The sequence below is a fragment of the Azospirillum oryzae genome, assembly GCF_900177515.1.
GTDB lineage: Bacteria > Pseudomonadota > Alphaproteobacteria > Azospirillales > Azospirillaceae > Azospirillum > Azospirillum oryzae_A.
Genome location: NZ_FXAK01000007.1, coordinates 659,682 through 681,587 on the forward strand (window position 1 = coordinate 659,682; position 21,906 = coordinate 681,587).

Sequence of the window (21,906 nt, forward strand, 5' to 3'; positions counted from 1 at the left end):
GGATTGGCAGATGTCGCGCATTGGCAAGCATCCCGTGCCGGTCCCGGCTGGCGTCGACGTGAAGGTCGACGGTCAGCAGGTCACGGCCAAGGGCAAGCTGGGGCAACTCAGCATGACCCTGATCGACGACATCACCGCCTCGCTGGAAGACGGCAAGGTGGTGGTGAAGCCGGCAAACGACAGCAAGCGCGCCCGCGTCATGTGGGCGACCTCGCGCACCCTGATCAACAACATGGTCACCGGTGTTAGCCAGGGCTACACGATCAACCTGGAAATCAACGGCGTCGGTTACCGCGCGGCCGTGCAGGGCAAGGAGCTGGTCATGCAGCTCGGCTTCTCGCACGACGTGAAGTACCCGATCCCGGAAGGCATCACGATCAAGTGCGACAAGCCGACGGCCATCTCGGTCAGCGGCTATGACAAGCACAAGGTCGGCCAGGTTGCCGCCGAGATCCGTGGTTGGAAGAAGCCGGAGCCCTACAAGGGCAAGGGCATCAAGTACGAGACCGAAACCGTCCTGCGCAAGGAAGGTAAGAAGAAGTAACCGCCATGCTGAAGCCAAAGCAACTCCACGAGCGCCGCAAGCAGCGCGTGCGCGCGCAGATTGCCAAGAAGGCCGGCGGGCGCGTTCGCCTCTCGGTCTTCCGGTCCAATCTGCACATCTACGCCCAGATCATCGACGACGAAAACGGCAAGACGCTCGCGTCCGCCTCGTCGGTCGAGAAGGAGCTGCGCGAGCAGCTCAAGCACGGCGGAAACGTCGATGCTGCCAAGCGCATCGGCGAGCTGATCGCCGAGCGCGCCAAGGCCGCTGGGATTACCGAGGTCGTCTTCGACCGCGGTGGTTACATTTACCATGGCCGGGTCAAGGCCCTGGCCGACGCCGCCCGTGAGGGCGGGCTGTCGTTCTAAGGAGGCCCGGATATGGCACGTGAACGTGGGGAGCGGGATAACCGCGACCGGCAGCCGCGCGAGCGGGAAGAAAGCGAGCTGATCGAAAAGCTCGTCGGCATCAACCGCGTCGCCAAGGTGGTCAAGGGTGGTCGTCGCTTCGGCTTCGCCGCTCTGGTCGTCGTTGGCGACGGCAAGGGCCGGGTCGGCGTCGGCTCGGGCAAGGCCCGCGAGGTCCCGGAAGCCATCCGCAAGGCGACCGATCAGGCCAAGCGCGGCATGATCCGTGTTCCGCTGCGCGAAGGCCGCACGCTGCATCATGACACCAACGGCCACTTCGGTGCCGGCAAGGTCGTGCTGCGGGCTGCTCCGGCCGGTACCGGCATCATCGCCGGTGGTCCGATGCGCGCGATCTTCGAGGCTCTCGGCGTCGCTGACGTCGTGACCAAGTCGATCGGCACGTCGAACCCGCACAACATGATCAAGGCGACCTTCGACGCCCTGACCCAGGTCACCAGCCCGCGGTCCGTCGCGGCGCGTCGCGGTCGTCGCGTGAGCGACATCCTCGGCCGTCGCGAGGCCGGCGCCGGACAGGAGGCCTGATCATGGCGGAGAAGAAGACCGTCGTCGTGACCCAGATCGGCAGCCCGATCGGCCGCAAGCACGACCAGCGCGAGACGCTGGTCGGTCTGGGTCTCAACAAGCTGCACCGGACCCGCGAGCTGGAGGACACTCCGGCCGTGCGGGGCATGATCGCCAAGGTCGCGCACCTGGTCCGCGTCGAGAACGAGGGCTGAGATCATGACCAAGCTTAATGACCTGCGTGACAACGCCGGTGCCCGCAAGGCGCGCATGCGCGTCGGTCGCGGTATCGGTTCGGGCAAGGGCAAGACCGCTGGCCGCGGCGTGAAGGGTCAGACCTCGCGCACGGGCGTGGCGATCAACGGCTTCGAAGGCGGGCAGATGCCTCTGCACCGCCGCCTGCCGAAGCGCGGTTTCCGGAACATCTTCGCCAAGGAATATTCGGTGGTTAACCTGAGCATGGTCCAGAAGGCCATCGACCTGGGCAAGCTGAACGCCGCCGAGACCATCGATGCCGCGGCGCTCAACGCCGCCGGTGTCACCGGCAAGGTGAAGAAGGACGGTGTCCGTCTGCTGGGCAAGGGCGAGCTGACCGCGAAGGTTTCCTTCACGGTCGCCGGCGCGTCCAAGTCGGCGATCGAGGCCGTCGAAAAGGCGGGTGGCAGCGTCACGCTGACCGCGCCCGCCGCCGAAGCCGCCGAGTAAGGTTCCATGTGAAGCCCGTGCTTGCGCACGGGCTTTCGTGGCACTACAAAAAGCGAAGTCGCGAGGGGCGGCCTGCGTCATGCAGTGCCGCCCCGTTCGCGCTTACGGGACAGGGATTGGACCATGGCATCAGCGGCCGAGCAGCTTGCCGCCAACATCAATTTCGGGGCTTTCTCCAAGGCGACCGAGCTGAAAAAGCGGATTTGGTTCACCTTGGCGGCCCTGATCGTCTACCGGCTGGGCACCTACATCCCGCTGCCGGGCATCGACCCGACGATTCTCAGCGACGTCTTCAAGCAGCAAGGTGGCGGCATCCTCGGCATGTTCGACATGCTGGCTGGCGGCGCGCTCAGCCGCATGACCATCTTCGCGCTCAACATCATGCCGTACATCTCGGCGTCCATCATCGTGCAGTTGCTGACCGCCGTGTCGCCGCAGATGGAGGCCATGAAGAAGGAAGGCGAGGCCGGGCGCAAGAAGCTGAACCAGTACACCCGATTCGGCACGGTGGCGCTTGCCACGGTGCAGGCCTACGGACTTGCGGTTGGTCTCGAGTCGATGCGCGGCTCGACCGGTGCGGCGGTGATGGACCCCGGCCTGTACTTCCGCATTGCGACGGTCATCACGCTTGTCGGCGGCACCATGTTCCTGATGTGGCTGGGTGAGCAGATCACCGCCCGCGGCATCGGCAACGGCACGTCGCTGATCATCTTCGCCGGCATCGTCGCGGAACTGCCGCGCGCGCTGGTCAACACGCTGGAACTCGGCCGCCAGGGCGCTCTGTCCACCGTCTTCATCATCCTGATGCTGCTGATGGCCGTGGGCGTGGTGTTCTTCATCGTCTTCATGGAGCGCGCCCAGCGTCGTCTGCTGGTGCAGTACCCGAAGCGACAGGTCGGCAACCGGGTGTTCGGCGGCGAAGCGTCGCACCTGCCGCTGAAGATGAACACGGCCGGCGTCATTCCGCCGATCTTCGCTTCGTCGCTGCTGCTGCTGCCGCTGACCGCGGTGGGCTTCGCCGGCGGTGAGGGGCCGGAGTGGCTGCAGGCGGTTTCGCGCTACGTTGCGCACGGCACGCCGCTCTATATGCTGCTGTACGCCTCGCTGATCGTGTTCTTCTGCTTCTTCTACACCGCCATTGTCTTCAATCCGACGGAGACGGCCGACAACCTGCGCAAGTATGGCGGCTTTATCCCGGGCATCCGTCCGGGCAAGAACACCGCCGACCACATCGATTATGTGCTGACGCGGCTGACGGTCATCGGCTCCGCCTACCTTGTGGCGGTTTGTCTCCTCCCCGAAATCCTGATATCCCAGCACTCGGTTCCGTTTTATTTTGGCGGCACCAGCCTGCTGATCGTGGTCACCGTCACGATGGACACGGTCGCGCAGATTCATTCCCACCTGCTGGCCCACCAGTATGAGGGATTGATCAAGAAATCTAAGCTTCGGGGGAGAAAGTAATGAACCTCATACTGCTCGGTCCGCCGGGCGCCGGGAAGGGGACCCAGGCGCGCCGTCTGGAAGACACTCGTGGTCTGGTGCAGTTGTCGACCGGCGACATGCTCCGCGCCATGGTGGCGGAAGGCGGGCCGCTCGGGCAGCAGGCGAAGGAGATCATGGCCGCCGGCAAGCTGATGCCGGACGAGCTGATGGTCAGCATGATCGCCGAGCGCATCTCGAAGCCGGACGTGAAGAACGGCTTCATCCTCGATGGCTTCCCGCGCACCGTGGCCCAGGCCGAGGCGCTCGATAAGATGCTCGACGAGAAGGGCCTGAAGCTCGACCACGTTATCGAGATGCGGGTGGTCGACGACGTGCTGGTGGAACGCATCACCGGCCGTTACACCTGCGCCAAATGCGGCAAGGGCTATCACGACAGCTTCGAGAAGCCGAAGGTCGAGGGCGTCTGCGATGTCTGCGGCAGCACCGAGTTCAAGCGGCGCGCCGACGACAATGCGGAGACGGTGACCACCCGTCTGGCCCAGTACCATCAGCAGACGGCGCCGATCCTTCCCTACTACCAGGGCCGCGGCGTGCTGAAGGTGGTGGACGGCATGGCCGACATCGATGAAGTAACCAAGCAGATCGAGACGATCCTCGCCAACTGAGGATCGCCGCGGGTCGGATGTGAAAAGGCCGCAGCCTCCGTCGGGAGGCTGCGGCCTTTTTCGTCAGCGGGGTCGAACGTGGGGGTCAGACGCCGGCGTCGTCGGGGGAGGGCGGGGTGCTCGCCTGGGCAGCCGGCTCGTCGGTCATGGTGCGGTAGCGCGCCAGAATCCAGCCGAGATGTGCCGTGACGGCATTGGCCGCGGCGTCGGGATCGCGCCGGGCGATGGCCTGGTGGATGGCGCGGTGATGCTCGATCATCAGCGCCTCATGGTTTTCCATGAAGGGCTCGGTGTGCTTCATCTCGACCATGTTGCCGAGGATGTCGCGGATGGTCGACAGCAGGTGGAGATAGACCGGGCTGCCGGACGCCTGGGCGACGGCGACGTGGAAGTCCATGTCATCGGCCGCGCGGCCGCCGTCGCGGTTGGTCTCACTCATCGCCGCCAGGATGCGGCCGATGGTGTCGATCTGTTCCTGGGTCGCGCGCTCGGCCGCGCGGCGGGCGGCCCAGCTTTCCAGCGCCATGCGGATTTCGACGAGGTCGCACAAATTCTGGTGGGTGCTGCGCACCATGGTGGTCAGGGCGCCGTCCATCACGCCGGCCGACGACACCACGCGGGTGCCGCCGCCCTGGACCGCGGTGAGGAAGCCCTGGGTCTTCAGCTTCTGCAGGGCGGCGCGGACGGATACCCGGCTGACATGCAGCTGTTCAGCCAACTGGCGTTCGCCCGGCAGGCGCTCCCCCGGCACCAGCTCGCCACGCGCAATGCGGTCGAGAAGCTGTTGGGCCACCCACTCCGAAATGCGCTGCGAGGAGGAGGGGACGTGAGCGCTGTCGTCGGTGCCGGGCACGGGTTGTTCCCCTTTGATCGGAAGACGGTTCATCGATGGATGGTCATACCGGTAACGGTCCCCGCGGGTGCGGTCAATGGGGCACAGCCACGCTGCGGCGCCTTGCCCGCGGGACGGAAAAACAGAGAGGCGACGTCGCGAAGACGGGGTCTCAGCGGCTGCCGCGTCGGGCCATCAGGATGCCCACCAGGATCACAGCGGCGCCGACCGCCTGCAAGGGTCCCAGTGGTTCGTTCAGCAGGATCCAGGCGAGGATCGCGGCCGCCGCCGGCTGCAACAGCAGGCTGACCGATGAGAAGGACGCCGGCAGGTGGGCGAGGGCGTAGGCGATCAGACTCTGGCCTCCCGCATGGCTGAACAGGGCGAGGCCGGCCAGCACGGCCCAGCCGGCGGCGGTCGCCGGCAGCATCGCCTCGCCGTCGGACAGGCCGAGCGGCAGCAGCACGACAGCGGTGATGGCCCCGCTCCAGGTCATGATGGTTGCGGTGGAGAACTCGGCACGCAGGCGCCCGACCGACAGGATATAGCCGGCATAGAAGGCAGCGGTCAGCAGGCCCAGCGCATCGCCGAACAGATGGTCTGCGCTGAGGCGGAAGCTCTGGCCCATCAGCACGACGGCGCCGGCCAGCGCCAGCAGCATGCCCAGGACGAACCGGCCGGTGATCCGCTCCTTGAACAGGAACCATGCGGCCGGTGCGACGAACAACGGGGCGAAGTTCGCCAGCAGGGTGGAGTTGGCGACCGATGTATAGCGGATCGACGTGTGCCAGATCGCAAGATCGCCGGCGAAGAACAGCCCGGCCAGCGACAATCGGCCATAATCCGAGAGCGACGAGGGGCGTCGGCTGGCCCGTCCGCTCCGTTGCCGCGACTCGCTGCCCATCCACAGGGCCAGGACCGGCGTGGCCAGTGCCGTGCGCCAGAAGCCGGTGGCGACCGGACCGACCTCCGACAGGCGGACGAAGATCGGCGCGAAGGCGATGCCCAAGGCGCCGATCAGCAGCGCGATCAGGGCGATGCGCTGCGTCCGGTACGCATGGTCGACAGGTAGGGCAATGGCGTCTGGCATGATCCGCTTATATCCGCCGGCCCGCCGCCGGGCCAGCGGGACGCAAGTCATGGCTGCCGTGCGCCCCGGCGGCTCCCCCGCAGGCTGTCGGGCGGGGCCTTTGCACCGGCTGCGGATCAGCGCGGTCGGATGCGGCGAAGCGACACCGCCTCGTCGTCTTCGGCACTGTACTCGTCGTAATGGACCGGGCAGCGGCCGTCCTTGCGCGGCTTGTCCTTCACCGTCGCCGGATACCAGTCACCCTTCCATTGGACCTCCACCCGCATGCCGGGCTGGCACAGCGAGGCACCGGCCTGATAGCCGGCGTTGGGGGCCGGTGCCATGGGGGCTTGGGCGGCGCCCGGCGGGATGGGGCTCAGCATCGGCGCGACTGCCGGCGCGGGGGCCGGCTTCTCCTGGTCGCAGAAGGCGGTGCAGACGCGCTTGGCGATCACCTGCCCACCGCAGCTTCCGCCGAAGCAGTCGCGATAATCCGCGTCGCACCGCGCTTCACAGCTGCTGTTGCCGCAGGAATAGGAGCGATCGAAGTCGCTCACCGATTTCTTGATCGGCTTCTTCTCCGCCTGCTGGCGGTTCACATAGGCCTGATACTCATACAGTGCGCGGGTCCGCGCCTCGTTCACGCAGGCCTGCTGCGACATGCCGCAATTCTGCCGGCAGAAATTGCGGTTCTGCTGACACTGGTTGACGCAGAGCCTTCCTTGCGACGACGACGGCGGGATCAGGCTGTATTGCGTCTCGTAAACGGGTCCGCAAGCGCTGAGCAGCGCCATCACGGCAAGGCAGAGGGTGAGCAGGCGGAGCATGCGGGGTGTCTTCCGGGTGGGTTCGCGCGGAGAGGGAGTCGGAGCGTATCAGCTTGCCGTTCGGGCTACCACCATCGGCCGCGCTTCCGCCCGGCGCGGCGGTTGCGTTAGTGTGGCATATGGCCTCATCACCTTCCGAACATCGCCAGCCCGTGACATCTCCCGCACCGGCGCCCCGTGCGGCAAGCCCACTGCTGGGCCCGGACGATCCGCCGCCGGCGACCACGCTGAACCCGGACGCCGGCAATCCGCTGCTGCTGGTGTGCGACCATGCGTCGCGAGCAATTCCCGTGTCACTCGGCGACCTCGGCCTGCCGGAGGAACAGCTCTGCCGACACATCGCCTACGACATCGGCGCGGCGGAGGTGACGCGGCGGCTGGCCGGCCGCTTCGGCGCCACTGCGGTGCTGTCCGGCTTCTCCCGTCTGGTGATCGACCCGAATCGCGCTCTGGAGGACCCGACCGCGATTCCGGTGGTCAGCGACGACGTGGTGATTCCCGGCAACCGCGCGCTGGATGCCGATGCGCAGGCACAGCGGGTGGAGGCGCTGTTCAAGCCCTATCACGCCGCGGTGGCGGCGGCCGTCTCGGCGATCCGTGCCCGCGGACAGGTGCCGGTGCTGGTCTCGGTCCACAGCTTCACCCCGGCCATGCGCGGCGTGGCGCGGCCCTGGCACATCGGCGTGCTGTGGGACAACGATCCGCGCCTGCCGGTGCCGCTGATCGAGGCGCTGAAGGCCGATGGCCGCTGGTGCGTCGGCGACAACCAGCCCTATTCCGGCCGCGGCACGCTGGGCGGCACCGTGGAGACCCACGCGACGCCCGCCGGCTACCCCAATGTCCTGCTGGAGGTTCGGCAGGATCTGATCGCCACACCGGAAGGTGCCGAGTTGTGGGCACAGGTGATCGGCGATGCGCTGGAACCGCTGCTGTCCCTGCCGTCGCTGGCGACCATCCACCATTATCCGCGAGCCTGAACACCGAATGGAAAGCGCCGTGTCCATGAAAAGCGCCGCGACCGAACCCTCCTTCACCCTCGGCCTGGAGGAGGAATATCTGCTGGTCGACCGCGGCACGCGCGACATCGTGCCCAGCCCTCCGGACGAAATGCTGGAAGCCTGCCAGGAACAGGCGCCCGGCCGCATCCACCCGGAATTCCTGCGCTGCCAGATCGAGGTGGGAACACCGGTCTGCCGGACGCTTGAGGAGGCGCGGACCGAGCTGGCGGCGCTTCGGGCCACGGTGGCCGGGGTTGCCGACCGTTATGGGCTGGCGCCGATCGCCGCCTCCACCCATCCCTTCGCCGCGTGGGAGCCGCAGAAGCACACCAACCGCGACCGCTACAACATGCTGGCCCGCGACCTGGGCGCGCCGGCCCGCCGGCTGATGATCTGCGGCATGCATGTCCATGTCGGGATCGAGGATGACGACCTGCGCATCGACCTGATGAACCAGGTCCGCTATTTCCTGCCGCATCTGCTGGCGCTGTCGACCTCCTCGCCCTTCTGGCGCGGGCGCGACATGGAGCGCCGCTCCTACCGGCTCAGCGTGTGGCACGAACTGCCGCGCACCGGCATGCCCGCCGGCTTCCAGAGCTTCGGCGAGTATCAGAGCCACGTCGCCGTGCTGGTGAATGCCGGGGTGATCGAGGATGCCAGCAAGCTGTGGTGGGACATCCGGCCATCCTCGCGCTTCCCGACGCTGGAAATGCGCATCACCGACATCTGCACCCGGCTGGACGACGCGGTGACGGTGGCGGCGCTGTATCGCTGCCTGCTGCGCATGCTGTGGCGGCTGAAGGCGCGCAATGTCACCTGGAGACCCTACAAGAACCTGCTGATCGAGGAAAATCGCTGGCGCGCCCAGCGCTATGGCCTGGACAGCGGGCTGGTCGATTTCGGGCAGGGCCGCATCGTCCCATATGCCGATCTGCTGGACGAGATCATCGACCTGACCCGCGAGGATGCCGAGCATTTCGGCTGCACCGCCGAGGTCGAACGGGCGCGCGAGATCGTCAAGCGCGGCACCAGCGCCCATCGGCAGATCGAGATCTTCCAGGCGGCGCTCGCCGACGGCGCCGACGAGGACGAGGCGCTGCGCCGGGTGGTGGACTGGTTGGCGGAGGAGACGATGGTGGGGGTGGCGAGCTGAGGGATAGGCTGCGGCACCGCGCCTCCCAACCGCCCCCTCCCAACCACCTTGACGCGCGCGTCATGTCTCCATACGCTTCCGCACCGTCGATGCCGCTGGAATGCGGGTTGAACAGGGCTGGCAAATAAAAAGCTGAAAAGCGAAGAGGGCCGCTCGTCATTGGCGGCCCTCTTTCAACATCGAGGGGAGGGAGGAGCATGGCCGGCGCCAAGTTCCTGAAGTTCGATACGCAGAGCCTGCATGCGGGGCAGAGGCCCGATCCGGCGACCGGGGCGCGGGCGGTGCCGATCCATCTGACATCCTCCTACGTCTTCAGCGACGTCGATCAGGCGGCGGCCCTGTTCAACCTGGAACGGCCGGGCCACATCTATTCGCGCATCTCCAACCCCACCGTCGCGGTGCTGGAAGAGCGGCTGGCGACGCTGGAAGGCGGGGTGGGTGCCGTTTGCACCGCCAGCGGACAGGCGGCGCTGACGCTCGCCATCATGACGCTGATGGGGGCGGGCGGGCACATCGTCGCCTCCTCCTCCATCTACGGCGGCAGCCGCAACCTGCTGGCCTATACGCTGCCGCGGTTCGGCATCACCACGACCTTTGTCCATCCGCGCGACCTCGCCGGCATCCGCGCGGCGATTCGGCCGGAGACCCGGCTGGTATTCGGCGAGGTGCTGGGCAATCCGGGGCTGGAGGTGCTGGACGTGCCGCAGGTCGCGGCCATCGCCCATGAGGCCGGCATTCCGCTGCTGATCGACTCGACCTTCACCACCCCCTATCTCTGCCGCCCGTTCGAGCATGGCGCCGATCTGGTCATGCATTCCTGCACCAAGTGGCTGGGCGGGCACGGCACCGCCATCGGCGGCGTGGTGATCGACGGCGGCCGCTTCGACTGGGAGGCGTCGGGCAAGTTCCCGACCCTGACCGAACCCTATGCCGGCTATCACGGCATCGATTTCGCCGAGGAATACGGCCCGGCCGCCTTCATCGCCCGCGCCCGTGCCGAGGGGCTGCGCGATTTCGGCGCCTGCATGAGCCCGATGAACGCCTTCCAGATCCTGCAAGGCGTGGAAACGCTGCCGCTGCGGATGAAGGCGCACATCCACAACACCCGCAAGATCGTCTGCTTCCTGGAAGGGGAACTGAATGCGGAGAAGGGGGCGGTCGCCTGGGTCTCCTATCCGGAGCTGGTGGACCATCCCGACCACGCCCTGGCGGCCCGGCTGCTGCCGCATGGCGCCGGCTCCATCATCTCCTTCGGGATCCGTGCGGGTGCGCATGGAGGCCAAGGGAGCAGCCGCGAGGCCGGGCGCCGCTTTATCGAGTCGCTGAGCCTGTTCTCGCACCTCGCCAACGTCGGCGACGCCAAGTCGCTGGTCATCCATCCCGCCAGCACCACCCATGCCCAGCTCGATGCCGAGGCGCTCGCCGCCGCCGGGGTGGGGGAGGACATGATCCGCCTGTCCATCGGGCTGGAGGATTGCGAAGACCTGATCGACGACCTGAAGCAGGCGCTGCGCGCCGCCACCAAGGGCTGAGGGCCGCGCCATGCAGCTGACCGTCAACGGAACCCCCGTCTTCGTCCACACCGGCGGCCGGGACATCGATCCCGCGCGGCCGGCAGTCGTGCTGATCCACGGCGCCGGCATGGACCACAGCGTGTGGAGCCTGCAAAGCCGCTATCTCGCCCACCATGGCCGCTCGGTGCTGGCGGTCGACCTGCCGGGCCATGGCCGTTCCGGCGGGGAGCCGCTGGACAGCATCGCCGCGCTCGCCGATTGGGTGATCGCCCTGCTCGACGCCGCCGGGCTGGAGCGCGCGGCGCTGATCGGCCATTCCATGGGGGCTCTGGTCGCGCTGGATGCCGCCGCCCGACATAGCGGGCGGGTCGAGTCCGTCGCGCTCCTGGGCATTGCGGAGCGGATGCCGGTCCACCCGGACCTGCTTGCCGCCGCCCATGCCGGCGAACGGTCGGCCATCGACATGGTGGTCGGCTGGGGCTTTGGTCCGCGCGGCCATGGCGGTGCCCAGGGCGGCGGCTGCCCGATGCCGGGGCTGGCGCTGATCCCCGGCGGGCGCCGGCTGATGGCGTCGGTTCGCCCGGGCGTGCTGGGCGTCGATCTGGCCGCCTGCAACGATTATGGGCATGGGGCCGATTCCGCCGCGGCGGTCGGCTGCCCGGCGCTGTTCCTGCTGGGGGCCCTGGACAAGATGACTCCGGCAAAAGCCGGGCGGTCGCTGGCGGCCCGCGTCAAGACTTCACAGGTCGTCGTCCTGCCGCAGACCGGCCACATGGTGATGACCGAAGCCCCCGACGCAGTGCTGGATGCGCTGACATCCTTCCTGTCCTTGCACCGGGAATAATGGTGCAGGAGATAAGGATTTCAGTGTCGAAATCCGTGGCTCGGAGTGGGGTTAATCCTGACATGAACGATTGATGACTTCTGATTACTCTGCAGGGTGGGATCGAAGCGATCCCGCCGTTCGCAGAAGGGTCGGGGGGTATCATCTTGGAGGATGGCGAGCGTCGCGCGACCGCACCGGCTGTCGGCGCCCTGTTCCGTGATTGCCGGGAGATCGTCGCGCTCTTGTCGCCCGACGGGCGGGTGCTCCAGATCAGCGAGGCCGTCACCGACCTGCTGGGCCACCGGCCGGATATGCTGACCGGCGCGTCGCTCGACGGCCATATCCATCCCGACGATGTTGAGGAGGCGCGGCGCCGGCTCCATCTGCGTGCGGTGGCGCCGGCCGGCAGCAGCGGCCGTGCGGTTTTCCGCTTCCGTCATGCCGATGGCGGCTGGCGCTGGCTGGAGATCACCACCCGCAATGAACTGGCCGATCCGGCCATCGGCGGGCTGGTGTTGAACATCCGCGACATCAGCGACCACATCGCCCTATCTGAACGGCTGCGCGCCAGCGAAGCGCGCTACCGCACATTGGCGGAGGCGGTGCCGGTCGGCATCCTCCAGGCCGGCGCCGACGGGCAGGTGCTGTTCGCCAATGCCCGGCTTGCCGGCATCACCGGGCTGGAGCCCGACCGGCTGCTCGGCAGCGGCTGGCTCGACGCCGTCCATCCCGACGACCGGGCGCGGGTCGCTGCCGACTGGCGGCTTGACGCGGCCGGCGATCCGGCGCCGACCGACTTCCGCTTTCACGACTCCGACGGGCCCGGCGCCGACCGGCGCGTGCTGTGCCAGCGCATGCCCCTGGAGGATGGCGGCTCCATCGCCACCATCACCGACGTCAGTGAATATGTGCACACCGCCAATGCCCTGCGCCTGTCCGAGGCGCGCAACGAGGCGATCCTCGACACCGCGGCCGACGCGATCCTGACCATCGACGAGGTCGGCGTGCTGCACAGCTTCAACCGGGCTGCGGAGGCGATGTTCGGCGTTGCGGCCGGGGACCTGCTGTGGCGCCCGCTCGACCGTCTGATCCCGCTGACCGACCTGCGGGAGGAGGGCGGTATCCGGCTGGAGTTCGCGCCGGGCCAGACCACCGCCCTGATCGCCCGCGACCGCGCGGCGGAGGCGGAGCGTGCCGACGGCACCCGTTTTCCCGTGGAGCTGTCGGTCAGCGCCAGCGAGGTGGAGGGGCGGCGGCTCTACACCGCCATTCTCCGCGACGTCACCGAACGCCGCCGGGCGGAGGCCGAGTTGCTGGCGGCCAAGGACGCGGCGGAGGCGGCCGACCGCGCCAAATCCACCTTCATCGCGGCGATGAGCCACGAGCTTCGCACCCCGCTGAATGCGGTGATCGGGTTCTCACAACTGCTGGAGGCGCAGGCCGGGGAATCGGTTGGCGACGCGCAGCGGAACGATCGGATGCGCGATTGCGTCGGTGCGATCCGTCAGGCCGGCGAACAGCTGTTGGCGATCATCGACGACATCCTCGACATGGCCCGCGTCGACGCCGGCGGATTGTCCTTGATCGAAGGACCGGTCGATTTGTCGGCGGTCGCCGAACAGGCCGTGGCAAACCTGCACTTTCACGCCAGCCGCCAGAAGGTGACGGTCGAGGTGACGGCCGATGGCGGATTGCCGCCGATCCGTGGCGACGAACGGCGCCTGGTCCAGGCGCTGGGCAACCTGCTGTCCAACGCCATCAAGTTCAGCCATCCGGGAGATACCGTCACCCTGACGGCGGCACCGGCCGCCGATGGCTGGGTCGCGCTTTCGGTGCAGGACCGCGGCGTCGGCATGCGGCCGGAGGACATCGGCACGGCGATGACCCCCTTCGCCCAGATCGACCAGAGTGCCACCCGCCGTCACGAGGGCGTCGGGCTTGGCCTGCCGCTGGCGCTGCGTCTGGTGGAGGCCCATGGCGGCACGCTGGGGCTGGACAGCGCACCGGGGCAGGGCTGTACCGCCACCATTAGGTTGCCGCCGTCGCGCATCATGACCATTGAAGAGATGCTGGCGGCGATGTCCTGAACTGGCCTGCGCCGGCCGGATGTGTCAGAAGCTGTCGCAGAGGGTCCGCCCGGCGGACGGACGGTTTCAAAAAGGCAGGTGTGCGATGGCGGATTTGGGCGAATCCAGGCAGGCGGTGGTTCTGGTCAGCGGCGGCCTCGATTCGACGACGGTGCTCGCCATCGCCAAGGCCGAGGGCTACCGGGTCAACGCGCTCAGCTTCCGCTATGGCCAGCGCCATTCTGTGGAGCTTGAGGCGGCGCGGCGGGTGGTCGCGGCAATCGGGGTGGAGCGGCATGTGATCGCCGACATCGACCTGCGTGCCTTCGGCGGCTCCGCCCTGACCGATGCCATCGATGTGCCGAAGCACGATAACGCGGCCGGGCTGGGGGAGGGCATTCCCGTCACCTATGTGCCGGCGCGCAACACCGTCTTCCTGTCCTTCGCGCTGGCCTGGGCGGAGACGCTGGGGGCGTCCGACCTGTTCATCGGCGTCAATGCGCTCGATTATTCCGGCTATCCCGACTGCCGCCCCGAATACATCGCGGCCTTCGAGACGCTGGCGAACCTCGCCACCAAGGCCGGGGTTGAGGGCACCAGCCGGTTCAAGATCCATGCGCCGCTGATGCAGATGGACAAGGCGGCCATCGTCCGCCGCGGGCTGGAGCTGGGTGTCGACTACAGCCTCACCCATTCCTGCTACGACCCGACGCCGGAGGGGCTGTCCTGCGGCGCCTGCGACAGCTGCCTCTTGCGCCTGAAGGGCTTTTCCGAAGCCGGAACGACTGACCCGATTCGTTACGCCAGCGGAACGGATAAGTAATTCCCTTCTGCCGCTCCCGGGTCCTTCGCGGCGGAAATCCCCACTTGCCAAACAAGATACAATTTTATATAAAAGCGTATCGATTTGTTCGGGATGACGAGGGAGCGCATCATGGCCGCCACCTCCTGGATGGGACAGCGCCTGATCGGCCGGCCGGCGCGGACGGTGCTGCGCGAGCATCGCCGCGCCAACGCTCGCAAGCGTGGCTGGTCCCGTGACATCGCCCGCCTGATGCTGGTTGCCTCCATGCTGGTGCTGGGCGTGCTGGCGGTGGAGATCGGGCGCAAGGCGGTCACCATCCTCAGCCATAGTGCCGCTCAGCATTCGGTCGAGATCGTCGGCTGAGAGCTCTGGCTCTGGATTTGGCTCAGGACAGGACCACGACATAGCGCTTGGTGGTGGCCTCGACCACCGTCCAGCTTCCCGTGAAACCCGGTTCGATGACGAAACGGTCTCGGGCCTTCAACGTCCAGGAGCGGCCGTCGTCATGGGCGACGACGCTCTCGCCTTCCAGGATTTCGCAATATTCCCACTCGTCATAGACGATGCGCCAGGATCCGGGCGTCGACCGCCATGTGCCGGCGAACCGCTTGCCGTCATCCGACTCGTAGCCGTTCCAGGTGGTGAAAACCGGTGACCCGGCCAGGATACGGTCGGCGGCCGGGGCACCGGTTTCCGGCGTGATGCCGTCGAGGTCGGGCAGGGGAGAAAGGGTCATCGACAGAACTCCTCACCAGTCGGCCAGCAGCGCCGGCAGGTCGCGGATCGAGTCCAGCCGGCGATAGTGATCGTCGGGCACCTCCGCCTCCTCATGCGCCCAGGTGATGGCATAGGGGATGTGGACGGCGTGGGCACCGGTGGCCAGCACCGGCAGGATGTCCGAGCGTACCGAATTGCCGACCATCAGGAAACGGGCCGGATCGATGCCGTGGCGGTCCATCACCCGCCGGTAGGTGGCCGGATCCTTCTCGCTGACGATCTCCACTGCATGGAACAGTTCCGACAGGCCGGAGCGCGCGATCTTGCTCTCCTGGTCGAACAGGTCGCCCTTGGTGATCAGGACCAGCCGGTGGCGGCCGGCCAGCGCCTCCACCACCTCCGCCACGCCGGGCAGCAGTTCCACCGGATGCTCCAGCATCGCCTTGCCGAAGTCGATCAGGCTCTGCAGGTCTCGGGCCGGGACATGGCCGTCGGTGACGGCGATCGCCGTCTCGATCATCGACAGCACGAAGCCCTTGATGCCGTAGCCATAGACGCGGAGGTTCGCCCGCTCCGCCTCCAGCAGGCGGCGGTCGAGGTCGGTGGGATCGGCGGCATGGGCCAGCAGGGCGCGGAAGCGGTCCTGCGTCATCGAAAACAGCGATTCATTGTGCCAGAGCGTATCGTCGCCATCGAAGCCGATGGTGTCGAAGGTCTGGCCGGCAGGGGTGAGGGTGCTGTTCATGAGCCTGTCCACTGGTCCGCAGGATTGATCAGTAAGTAAAACAATACATCGCCCAAGTGGGCCGGCCTTGTCCAGGGGGTGTCGATGCAGGGGTGCTTTATTGTCAGCATAGCGGACCGTAAGTATCCGCAATGACGATTTTGCCACAGATCGGTGACATTCCATGGCGAGTTCTTCGCTGCCTGCAAAGCGGGCATGTTGCCGTCGGGGGTGGCAACATGGCTCGAAGAAGCATAATTATATTTCCACACAAGGAGGACGTGATCGCCGACCGGCGGACCCTCCATAACAAGACATCTCAGGAATCTCCATCATGGCAACCCTTCTGCATTCGGCCGAGACCGGCCACAGCACCTCCACCTTCGCCCATGTCGTCGAAGCGGCTTCGAACCTGCTGGGCCTGTGGCGCCAGCGCATCGTGACCCGCCGCGAGCTGGGCTATCTGGACGATCGTATGCTCCAGGACATCGGCTTCAGCCGCCTGGATGCCGAGCGCGAGATGTCGAAGCCGTTCTGGCGCGAATGAGCGCCTGCACGCCGGCCGGCGAACGCACCGGAAAAGGCCGCTTCCGTTGATCGGAGGCGGCCTTTTTCATTGTCCGATGCTCGACGTGCTGAAAAATTAGGCTGCACAGAAAAGCGGCATCTGGAAAGAGAAAAGCCCGCCGCCGGTGGAACCGGCAGGCGGGCTTTTTCTTGGCGGGACTGAGAAGAAGGGCAGGGCGCCGCCCCGCCACCTTCTCAGATGCAGTAGTGGTGCAGCGGCGCGAAGCCGTTGAAGCAGACGGCCGAGTAGGTCGTGGTGTAGGCGCCGGTGGCATGGATGCGCACGCGGTCGCCGGCCTTCAGACCCATCGGCATCTTGTAGTCGGCGCGCTCGTACAGCACGTCGGCGCTGTCGCAGGTCGGGCCGGCCAGGATCACCGCCTCGCGATCGTCATCCTGCTCATCGCCCAGCACCTCGATCGGGTACTGGATCGCCTCGTCCATCGTCTCGGCCAGGCCGCCGAACTTGCCGATGTCCAGATAGACCCAGCGCTTGGGGTCCTCGGCCGACTTGCGCGACACCAGGACCACTTCGCTCTCGATGATGCCGGCGCTGCCGACCATGCCGCGGCCCGGCTCCACGATGGTTTCCGGCAGGTGGTTGCCGAAGTGGGTGCGCAGCGAGTCGAAGATCGCCTGACCGTAGGCGGTGCATTCCGGCACGTCGGTGCGGTAGCGGGTGGGGAAGCCGCCGCCCAGGTTGATCATGCCCAGATCGACGCCCAGCACCTCAAGCTCGCGGAACAGCTGCGCCACCTGGAAGATGGCATGGTCCCACTGCATCAGGTCCTTCTGCTGCGACCCGACATGGAAGGACACGCCATAGGGCTGCACGTCCATGTCGCGGGCCTTCAGCAGCAGGTCGCGGGCCATCGGCAGGTCGCAGCCGAACTTGCGCGACAGCGGCCATTCGGCGCCCTCGCCCGAGGTCAGGATGCGGCAGAACACGCGGGCGCCGGGGGCGGCGCGCTCGATCTTCTCCAGTTCCGGCTCGCTGTCGAAGGCGAACAGGCGCACGCCCAGCTCATAGGCGCGGCGGATGTCGCTTTCCTTCTTGATGGTGTTGCCGAAGGAAATGCGCTCCGGGGTGGCGCCGGCAGCCAGCGCCATCTGGATCTCCGGGACCGAGGCGCAGTCGAAGGCGGAGCCGAGACGGGCCAGCAGGCTGAGGATTTCCGCGGCCGGGTTCGCCTTCACCGCATAGAAGATGCGGGCGTCGGGCAGGGCGTCGTGCAGATCGTTGTAGTTCTGCTCGACGACATCCAGGTCGATGACGAGGCAAGGGGTCTGCGGGCGCTGCTCTTCGAAAAAGCGCGCAATCTTCTGGGTCATCTCAGTCTCCTGGGACGCAAGATGATGGAACGGAAAGGGTGAAGTCGGGGGGAACGGAGCGGCCGAGCGGGCCGATCAGCAACTGAGAAAGCTGATCAGGCGCTCAAGCCGCCAATACTGGATTGCCCCGTACAGAACCCTGTTCTGTCCGTATGGTCCAGGAGCGGCAGATTTCGGAGACGGGTGAGCACGCGCCCACCCACAACAACATCAACCATCGTAACCTCCAAGTCGCCGCCTTGTTTAAGGGACGGTCGGGGATCACGCGTTACGTCGTTGCATAACCACATCTCGGAGACGCCGAGGGGCGGGCCAGCGGCACGTGCGCTTGCGAGTTCGCGTTACATAGATCCAACGCGATCGATTTCAAAGTGAAAAATGCGGTGCGTCTCAAAAAAGTGGCAGACCGTTTGGCAGGCGGAAAAACCGGAGTGATTTCATGGGCTTGACTGCGGATTTGACGGCGGAGGAGATGGGGTTGCGGCTGCTGGCGGCGGCCTTCTGCGGTGCGTTGCTTGGGTTAGACCGCGAAATGCGGGGCAAGGCGGCCGGGCTGCGCACGCATACGCTGATCTCCATCAGCTGCGCCCTTACCACGATGGTCGCGCTGGAACTGTTCACCGGCCTGCAGACCGGCGGCGACGAGCGGCCGAGCGACCCGGTGCGCGTCATCCAGGGCGTGGCGCAGGCTGTCGGCTTCATCAGCGCGGGCGTGATGTTCCGCTCCGGCGACAGCGTGCGCGGGGCGACGACCGCCGCGATCATCTGGGTGGCGGGCGGGCTGGGCATCGCCTGCGGCGCCGGCTATTACGTGCTGGCCGGCATGACGCTGACCCTGTGCCTGGTGGTGACCATCCTCTTCACCATCGTGATGGACCGCTTCCCGCAGTTGGGAGCGGCGGAGGCCGAAGAGGATTCCGAGGACGAACGCCGAAAGCCGCGCCACCGCCGCCACGCCACCCTTCGTCAGGGCCGGATCAGGCGGATCGCCCGCCACGCGCCGCGGGGATGACCAGCAGCCGGTGCGCCAGCAGCGCGCCCAAGCCCACCAGCCCGATGGCTCCCATCATCGGCAGGGCGGTGCCGTCGTTCAGATGGCCGACGACGATGCCGACGACCGCGGCGATGGCCATCTGCGCAAAGCCAAGCAGCGACGACGCCAGCCCGGCCATGGTGGGGTAGGGCCCGACCGCGTTGGCAGTGGCGTTGGGCAGGGTCAGCCCGGCACCCAGGATGAACAGGAAGACCGGCACCACGATGGCCAGCAGGTGCAGCACGCCTGCCAGCGCCAGCACCCCGCCCACCAGCCCGCCGCCCAGCGACAGCAGCGTGCCGATGCGGATCATCCGCGCGCCGCCCAGCCGCGGCGTCAGCCGCCCGGCCAGGAAGGTGCCCAGCATGTATCCCAGCACCACCGCGCCGAAGCTGGCGCCATACTGCGCCGGGGTCAGGTGCAACTGCCCGATCAGGACGAAGGACGAGCCGGAGATGAAGGAAAAGATGCCGCTGTAGGAAAAGGCCACCACCAGCACATAGCCGACGAAGCCGCGATTGCGCATCAGCAGCAGGTAGTTGGCGGCGAGCCGGCCCGGCCGCAGCGCCTCCTCGTCGCGGTGGGCGTTGGTCTCGCCCAGCATCGACCACACCGCGGCCAGGATGCCGCAGGCGAACAGGGTCAGCAGCATGAAGTTGGCGCGCCAGCCGAACCACTCCGTCAGCACGCCGCCCAGCATCGGCCCCACCGCCGGGGCCAAGGCCATCGCCATCGACATATAGGCCAGCACCGTTGCCGCCCGGTCGCGCCCGAACACGTCGCGCACCACCGCACGCGCCACCACCGGGCCGCAGCAGGCGCCCAGCGCCTGGAAGAAGCGGGCGGCGATCAGGGCCTCGATGCTGCTGGTCATGGCGCAGACGGCGCTGGCCGCCAGATAGATCGCCACCCCCACCAGCAGGGTCGGGCGCCGGCCGAAGCGGTCGGACATCGGGCCATAGACCAGCTGCGACACCGCGAAGCCGACCAGGAAGATCGACAGAGTCAGCTGCACCGTGGCGACGTCGGTGTCGAACACCCGCACCAGAGTCGGCAGCGACGGCAGATACAGGTCGGTGGACAGCGGGCCGAAGGCGACCAGCGCCGTCAGCAGGACGCGGATGGTCAGGGAATCGGGACGGGGCATTGGGGGCTTTGGAGGGAAGCGGAAACGGGGCGGCACTGTATCAGATGAAACCACCGCCGCCAGCGCGGATCGCTTGCAACCCTGTCACTCGGCCCAAATCAACCGGGCCCAGATCAACCGCGCCCAGATCAACCGAGCCCAGATCAACCGAGCCCGGGTCACTTGGCCGGCAGCACCATGCGGATGCAGCGGGCCAGGACGGTATTGCCGGTCATCTCGCGGTAATTCTGGATGATGATCGGCTCGGCCGCCTTGCATTGCTCCATGCTCGCAAAATCCAGCGTGGTCGGACCACCCTGGTTCAGCATGAACAGCAGCATCAACACGCGCTCCATCCCGCACGCCCTCCGGTCAGCCGGCCGCCAGCACGGCGCGGGCGGCGACGGCGTCCTTCACGATCTGGTCCTTCAGCACGTCGAAGCTGGGGAACTTCATCTCCGGCCGCAGGAAGTCGATCATCTGGACCCGCAGATGCAGATCGTACAGGTCAAGGTCGACGTCGAACAGGTGGGCCTCCAGCCGGGCGACAGTGCCGTCGACGGTGGGGCGGGCGCCCAGATTGGCCACACCGGGCAGCCAGACGGTCTCGCCGGCGCGGTCGATGCCGGCGCGCACCGCATAGACGCCGAAGGCCGGGCGCAGATATTCGCCCAGTTCGATGTTGGCGGTGGGGAAACCGATGGTGCGGCCGCGCTGGTCGCCGTGGACGACGCGTCCCTCGATCTCCCAGGGGTGGCCCAGAACGAAGGCGGCCTCGCGCGGCCGGCCTGCGGTCAGCGCGTCGCGCACGCGGGTGGAGGAATAGACGCCGCCCTGCTCGTCGGAAACCGGCCCGACCTCGGTCACGCCGAAGCCCTGTGCCCGGCCGGCCTTCAGCAGAAAGGCCGGATCGCCAGACCGTTTGTGTCCGAACAGGAAATCATAGCCGCAGACGACGTGCCGCACGCCCAGCCCGGAGACCAGAATCTCGTCGACGAAGGCCTGCGCCGACTTGTGGCGGAAGCCGTCGTCGAAATGGCAGACGATCAGCTGGTCGACGCCCAGCGCCTCGATATGGCGGGTCTTGACGCGGAAGGGCGTCAGGCGGAAGGGCGGGTCGTCGGGGCGGAAGACGCTGCGCGGGTGCGGTTCGAAGGTGACGACGGCCGACGGCACGCCCATCTCCGCCGCAAGGCGCTGGGCGGTGCCGATGACCGTCTGATGCCCGCGGTGCACGCCGTCGAAATTGCCGAGCGCCACGACGGCGCCCCGCTCTTCGGCCGGCAGGTCGGCGGTGTGTCTGTACAGTCGCATGCGCGCCCCGGTGCTGTGGGCGGACCCCGGCGGGTCCGCTTGCTCGGGCGTCTATATAGACCGACGCCGGCGCGGGGTAAACGCGCCGGCGTGTTTTACGCTCGGATGCGGGCCAGTCTGCGGGCCAATCAGCCGCGGGACGGCACCATCAGCAGTGCCTCGCCCTCGACCACCACGGTCTCGCCGACGCTGCAGACGGTCTTGATGACGCAGCGGCGCTTTTCCGGGATCAGTTCGGTGATGGTGGCGCGGGCGGTGACGGTGTCGCCGGCGCGGACCGGCGCCTTGAACTTCAGCGTCTGGCTCATGTAGATGCAGCCCGGCCCCGGCAGCTTGGTGCCCAGCACGGCCGAAATGAAGCCGACCGTCAGCATGCCGTGGGCGATGCGGCCCTGGAACATGGTGGTGGCGGCATATTCCTGGTTGATGTGGACCGGGTTGGTGTCGCCGGAAATGCCCGCGAACAGGACGATGTCGGCTTCCGTCACCGTCTTGGCGAAGCTGGCCGTCATGCCGACGGACAGGTCTTCGATGCAGTAGCCTTCGATATCCTTGCGGACCTGACGCACGTCGTCCATCGCAGCAATTCCTCTTTCTCTCGGTGCCTGTTCCGGCGTCTGACGCCTGGGCGCCGCGCCGTTCGCTGCAATGCGTCGTGTGCGCCGCAGCGATGGGAATGGCACCACGTCTCCTCCAAAAATGCAAAAAAATCTC

At 67.1% G+C, this 21,906-nt stretch carries 26 protein-coding genes; 16 read left to right on the plus strand and 10 right to left on the minus strand.

Annotation, left to right across the window (positions count from 1 at the left end):
- The first annotated feature begins 10 nt into the window (after window positions 1-10).
- From rplF to B9N97_RS15640, 7 genes are all read left to right on the plus strand, one after another.
- Window positions 11-544, plus strand: coding sequence for a 50S ribosomal protein L6 (gene rplF, locus B9N97_RS15610; protein ID WP_085088123.1), 534 nt, complete (start codon window positions 11-13; stop codon window positions 542-544).
- A 5-nt stretch (window positions 545-549) separates the two neighbouring features.
- Window positions 550-912 carry a 50S ribosomal protein L18 gene (gene rplR / locus B9N97_RS15615; protein ID WP_085088125.1) on the plus strand — a complete coding sequence of 121 codons (363 nt, stop codon included), beginning with the start codon at window positions 550-552 and terminating at the stop codon, window positions 910-912.
- A 12-nt stretch (window positions 913-924) separates the two neighbouring features.
- Window positions 925-1,494, plus strand: a complete 570-nt coding sequence (rpsE, locus tag B9N97_RS15620; RefSeq protein WP_014246902.1) for a 30S ribosomal protein S5 — start codon at window positions 925-927, stop codon at window positions 1,492-1,494.
- A 2-nt stretch (window positions 1,495-1,496) separates the two neighbouring features.
- Window positions 1,497-1,688: a 50S ribosomal protein L30 gene (gene rpmD / locus B9N97_RS15625; protein WP_014246903.1), complete on the plus strand. Its 192-nt coding sequence runs from the start codon at window positions 1,497-1,499 to the stop codon at window positions 1,686-1,688.
- A 4-nt stretch (window positions 1,689-1,692) separates the two neighbouring features.
- Window positions 1,693-2,178, plus strand: coding sequence for a 50S ribosomal protein L15 (gene rplO / locus B9N97_RS15630; protein ID WP_085088128.1), 486 nt, complete (start codon window positions 1,693-1,695; stop codon window positions 2,176-2,178).
- A gap of 123 nt (window positions 2,179-2,301) precedes the next feature.
- On the plus strand, window positions 2,302-3,642 hold the full coding sequence (secY, locus tag B9N97_RS15635; protein WP_085088130.1) for a preprotein translocase subunit SecY: 1,341 nt from the start codon (window positions 2,302-2,304) through the stop codon (window positions 3,640-3,642).
- Window positions 3,642-4,289 carry an adenylate kinase gene (locus B9N97_RS15640; RefSeq protein WP_085088133.1) on the plus strand — a complete coding sequence of 216 codons (648 nt, stop codon included), beginning with the start codon at window positions 3,642-3,644 and terminating at the stop codon, window positions 4,287-4,289. The genes secY and B9N97_RS15640 overlap by 1 nt, the downstream gene beginning before the upstream one ends.
- 85 nt (window positions 4,290-4,374) lie before the next feature.
- Here B9N97_RS15640 and B9N97_RS15645 read toward each other — a convergent pair whose 3' ends face one another.
- From B9N97_RS15645 to B9N97_RS15655, 3 genes are all read right to left on the minus strand, one after another.
- Complete coding sequence (locus B9N97_RS15645) at window positions 4,375-5,142, minus strand: FadR/GntR family transcriptional regulator (RefSeq protein WP_085090597.1); 768 nt, start codon at window positions 5,140-5,142, stop codon at window positions 4,375-4,377.
- A 151-nt stretch (window positions 5,143-5,293) separates the two neighbouring features.
- Window positions 5,294-6,211: a DMT family transporter gene (locus B9N97_RS15650; protein ID WP_085088136.1), complete on the minus strand. Its 918-nt coding sequence runs from the start codon at window positions 6,209-6,211 to the stop codon at window positions 5,294-5,296.
- Between the two features lie 116 nt (window positions 6,212-6,327).
- Window positions 6,328-7,017, minus strand: coding sequence for an MBT domain-containing protein (locus B9N97_RS15655; protein ID WP_085088138.1), 690 nt, complete (start codon window positions 7,015-7,017; stop codon window positions 6,328-6,330).
- A gap of 119 nt (window positions 7,018-7,136) precedes the next feature.
- Between B9N97_RS15655 and B9N97_RS15660 the strand changes: the two genes are divergently transcribed.
- From B9N97_RS15660 to B9N97_RS15690, 7 genes are all read left to right on the plus strand, one after another.
- Window positions 7,137-7,994 carry an N-formylglutamate amidohydrolase gene (locus B9N97_RS15660; RefSeq protein WP_085088141.1) on the plus strand — a complete coding sequence of 286 codons (858 nt, stop codon included), beginning with the start codon at window positions 7,137-7,139 and terminating at the stop codon, window positions 7,992-7,994.
- 25 nt (window positions 7,995-8,019) lie between these two features.
- Entirely contained in the window at window positions 8,020-9,168 is a 1,149-nt protein-coding gene (locus B9N97_RS15665) for a carboxylate-amine ligase (RefSeq protein WP_085090598.1), read from the plus strand.
- 197 nt (window positions 9,169-9,365) lie between these two features.
- Complete coding sequence (locus tag B9N97_RS15670; RefSeq protein ID WP_085088143.1) at window positions 9,366-10,700, plus strand: O-acetylhomoserine aminocarboxypropyltransferase; 1,335 nt, start codon at window positions 9,366-9,368, stop codon at window positions 10,698-10,700.
- A gap of 10 nt (window positions 10,701-10,710) precedes the next feature.
- A complete protein-coding gene (locus tag B9N97_RS15675) occupies window positions 10,711-11,526 on the plus strand; it encodes an alpha/beta fold hydrolase (protein ID WP_085088146.1) in 816 nt (271 codons plus the stop codon).
- Window positions 11,527-11,672: 146 nt separating this feature from the next.
- Window positions 11,673-13,595: a PAS domain S-box protein gene (locus B9N97_RS15680; protein ID WP_244560733.1), complete on the plus strand. Its 1,923-nt coding sequence runs from the start codon at window positions 11,673-11,675 to the stop codon at window positions 13,593-13,595.
- Between the two features lie 85 nt (window positions 13,596-13,680).
- Complete coding sequence (queC, locus tag B9N97_RS15685) at window positions 13,681-14,397, plus strand: 7-cyano-7-deazaguanine synthase QueC (RefSeq protein ID WP_085088148.1); 717 nt, start codon at window positions 13,681-13,683, stop codon at window positions 14,395-14,397.
- Between the two features lie 111 nt (window positions 14,398-14,508).
- A complete protein-coding gene (locus tag B9N97_RS15690) occupies window positions 14,509-14,742 on the plus strand; it encodes a hypothetical protein (protein ID WP_085088151.1) in 234 nt (77 codons plus the stop codon).
- A 22-nt stretch (window positions 14,743-14,764) separates the two neighbouring features.
- Here B9N97_RS15690 and B9N97_RS15695 read toward each other — a convergent pair whose 3' ends face one another.
- Together B9N97_RS15695 and B9N97_RS15700 are read right to left on the minus strand one after the other, a co-directional pair.
- Window positions 14,765-15,115: a cupin domain-containing protein gene (locus B9N97_RS15695; protein ID WP_085088153.1), complete on the minus strand. Its 351-nt coding sequence runs from the start codon at window positions 15,113-15,115 to the stop codon at window positions 14,765-14,767.
- Between the two features lie 12 nt (window positions 15,116-15,127).
- Window positions 15,128-15,841 (minus strand): HAD family hydrolase, encoded by a 714-nt coding sequence (locus B9N97_RS15700; protein WP_085088156.1) that lies wholly within the window; start codon window positions 15,839-15,841, stop codon window positions 15,128-15,130.
- Between the two features lie 313 nt (window positions 15,842-16,154).
- Between B9N97_RS15700 and B9N97_RS15705 the strand changes: the two genes are divergently transcribed.
- Window positions 16,155-16,367, plus strand: a complete 213-nt coding sequence (locus B9N97_RS15705) for a DUF1127 domain-containing protein (protein WP_085088158.1) — start codon at window positions 16,155-16,157, stop codon at window positions 16,365-16,367.
- 215 nt (window positions 16,368-16,582) lie between these two features.
- Here B9N97_RS15705 and B9N97_RS15710 read toward each other — a convergent pair whose 3' ends face one another.
- Window positions 16,583-17,719: a type III PLP-dependent enzyme gene (locus tag B9N97_RS15710; protein WP_085088161.1), complete on the minus strand. Its 1,137-nt coding sequence runs from the start codon at window positions 17,717-17,719 to the stop codon at window positions 16,583-16,585.
- A gap of 439 nt (window positions 17,720-18,158) precedes the next feature.
- Here B9N97_RS15710 and B9N97_RS15715 point away from each other — a divergent pair, with 439 nt between their 5' ends.
- A complete protein-coding gene (locus B9N97_RS15715) occupies window positions 18,159-18,731 on the plus strand; it encodes an MgtC/SapB family protein (RefSeq protein WP_085088163.1) in 573 nt (190 codons plus the stop codon).
- On the opposite strand, the gene B9N97_RS15720 is transcribed toward B9N97_RS15715, so the two are convergent.
- From B9N97_RS15720 to B9N97_RS15730, 4 genes are all read right to left on the minus strand, one after another.
- The gene (locus tag B9N97_RS15720; protein WP_085088166.1) at window positions 18,697-19,899 is read right to left on the minus strand and encodes a multidrug effflux MFS transporter; all 1,203 of its coding nucleotides are present in this window, start codon (window positions 19,897-19,899) and stop codon (window positions 18,697-18,699) included. The two genes, B9N97_RS15715 and B9N97_RS15720, sit on opposite strands and share 35 nt — an antisense overlap.
- 158 nt (window positions 19,900-20,057) lie before the next feature.
- On the minus strand, window positions 20,058-20,234 hold the full coding sequence (locus tag B9N97_RS35655; protein WP_167393315.1) for a hypothetical protein: 177 nt from the start codon (window positions 20,232-20,234) through the stop codon (window positions 20,058-20,060).
- Between the two features lie 16 nt (window positions 20,235-20,250).
- Complete coding sequence (locus B9N97_RS15725; protein ID WP_085088169.1) at window positions 20,251-21,192, minus strand: bifunctional riboflavin kinase/FAD synthetase; 942 nt, start codon at window positions 21,190-21,192, stop codon at window positions 20,251-20,253.
- A gap of 128 nt (window positions 21,193-21,320) precedes the next feature.
- The gene (locus B9N97_RS15730) at window positions 21,321-21,770 is read right to left on the minus strand and encodes a MaoC family dehydratase (protein ID WP_085088172.1); all 450 of its coding nucleotides are present in this window, start codon (window positions 21,768-21,770) and stop codon (window positions 21,321-21,323) included.
- Between the last annotated feature and the right edge of the window lie 136 nt (window positions 21,771-21,906).

Excerpts from the sequence above, each read along its gene's own strand:
- rplF (WP_085088123.1), top strand. The coding sequence starts at position 11 with ATGTCGCGCATTGGCAAGCATCCCGTGCCGGTCCCGGCTGGCGTCGAC.
- rplR (WP_085088125.1), top strand. The coding sequence starts at position 550 with ATGCTGAAGCCAAAGCAACTCCACGAGCGCCGCAAGCAGCGCGTGCGC.
- rpsE (WP_014246902.1), top strand. The coding sequence starts at position 925 with ATGGCACGTGAACGTGGGGAGCGGGATAACCGCGACCGGCAGCCGCGC.
- rpmD (WP_014246903.1), top strand. The coding sequence starts at position 1,497 with ATGGCGGAGAAGAAGACCGTCGTCGTGACCCAGATCGGCAGCCCGATC.
- rplO (WP_085088128.1), top strand. The coding sequence starts at position 1,693 with ATGACCAAGCTTAATGACCTGCGTGACAACGCCGGTGCCCGCAAGGCG.
- secY (WP_085088130.1), top strand. The coding sequence starts at position 2,302 with ATGGCATCAGCGGCCGAGCAGCTTGCCGCCAACATCAATTTCGGGGCT.
- B9N97_RS15640 (WP_085088133.1), top strand. The coding sequence starts at position 3,642 with ATGAACCTCATACTGCTCGGTCCGCCGGGCGCCGGGAAGGGGACCCAG.
- B9N97_RS15650 (WP_085088136.1), bottom strand. The coding sequence starts at position 6,211 with ATGCCAGACGCCATTGCCCTACCTGTCGACCATGCGTACCGGACGCAG.
- B9N97_RS15655 (WP_085088138.1), bottom strand. The coding sequence starts at position 7,017 with ATGCTCCGCCTGCTCACCCTCTGCCTTGCCGTGATGGCGCTGCTCAGC.
- B9N97_RS15660 (WP_085088141.1), top strand. The coding sequence starts at position 7,137 with ATGGCCTCATCACCTTCCGAACATCGCCAGCCCGTGACATCTCCCGCA.
- B9N97_RS15665 (WP_085090598.1), top strand. The coding sequence starts at position 8,020 with ATGAAAAGCGCCGCGACCGAACCCTCCTTCACCCTCGGCCTGGAGGAG.
- B9N97_RS15670 (WP_085088143.1), top strand. The coding sequence starts at position 9,366 with ATGGCCGGCGCCAAGTTCCTGAAGTTCGATACGCAGAGCCTGCATGCG.
- B9N97_RS15675 (WP_085088146.1), top strand. The coding sequence starts at position 10,711 with ATGCAGCTGACCGTCAACGGAACCCCCGTCTTCGTCCACACCGGCGGC.
- queC (WP_085088148.1), top strand. The coding sequence starts at position 13,681 with ATGGCGGATTTGGGCGAATCCAGGCAGGCGGTGGTTCTGGTCAGCGGC.
- B9N97_RS15690 (WP_085088151.1), top strand. The coding sequence starts at position 14,509 with ATGGCCGCCACCTCCTGGATGGGACAGCGCCTGATCGGCCGGCCGGCG.
- B9N97_RS15695 (WP_085088153.1), bottom strand. The coding sequence starts at position 15,115 with ATGACCCTTTCTCCCCTGCCCGACCTCGACGGCATCACGCCGGAAACC.
- B9N97_RS15700 (WP_085088156.1), bottom strand. The coding sequence starts at position 15,841 with ATGAACAGCACCCTCACCCCTGCCGGCCAGACCTTCGACACCATCGGC.
- B9N97_RS15705 (WP_085088158.1), top strand. The coding sequence starts at position 16,155 with ATGGCAACCCTTCTGCATTCGGCCGAGACCGGCCACAGCACCTCCACC.
- B9N97_RS15710 (WP_085088161.1), bottom strand. The coding sequence starts at position 17,719 with ATGACCCAGAAGATTGCGCGCTTTTTCGAAGAGCAGCGCCCGCAGACC.
- B9N97_RS15715 (WP_085088163.1), top strand. The coding sequence starts at position 18,159 with ATGGGCTTGACTGCGGATTTGACGGCGGAGGAGATGGGGTTGCGGCTG.
- B9N97_RS15720 (WP_085088166.1), bottom strand. The coding sequence starts at position 19,899 with ATGCCCCGTCCCGATTCCCTGACCATCCGCGTCCTGCTGACGGCGCTG.
- B9N97_RS35655 (WP_167393315.1), bottom strand. The coding sequence starts at position 20,234 with ATGGAGCGCGTGTTGATGCTGCTGTTCATGCTGAACCAGGGTGGTCCG.
- B9N97_RS15725 (WP_085088169.1), bottom strand. The coding sequence starts at position 21,192 with ATGCGACTGTACAGACACACCGCCGACCTGCCGGCCGAAGAGCGGGGC.
- B9N97_RS15730 (WP_085088172.1), bottom strand. The coding sequence starts at position 21,770 with ATGGACGACGTGCGTCAGGTCCGCAAGGATATCGAAGGCTACTGCATC.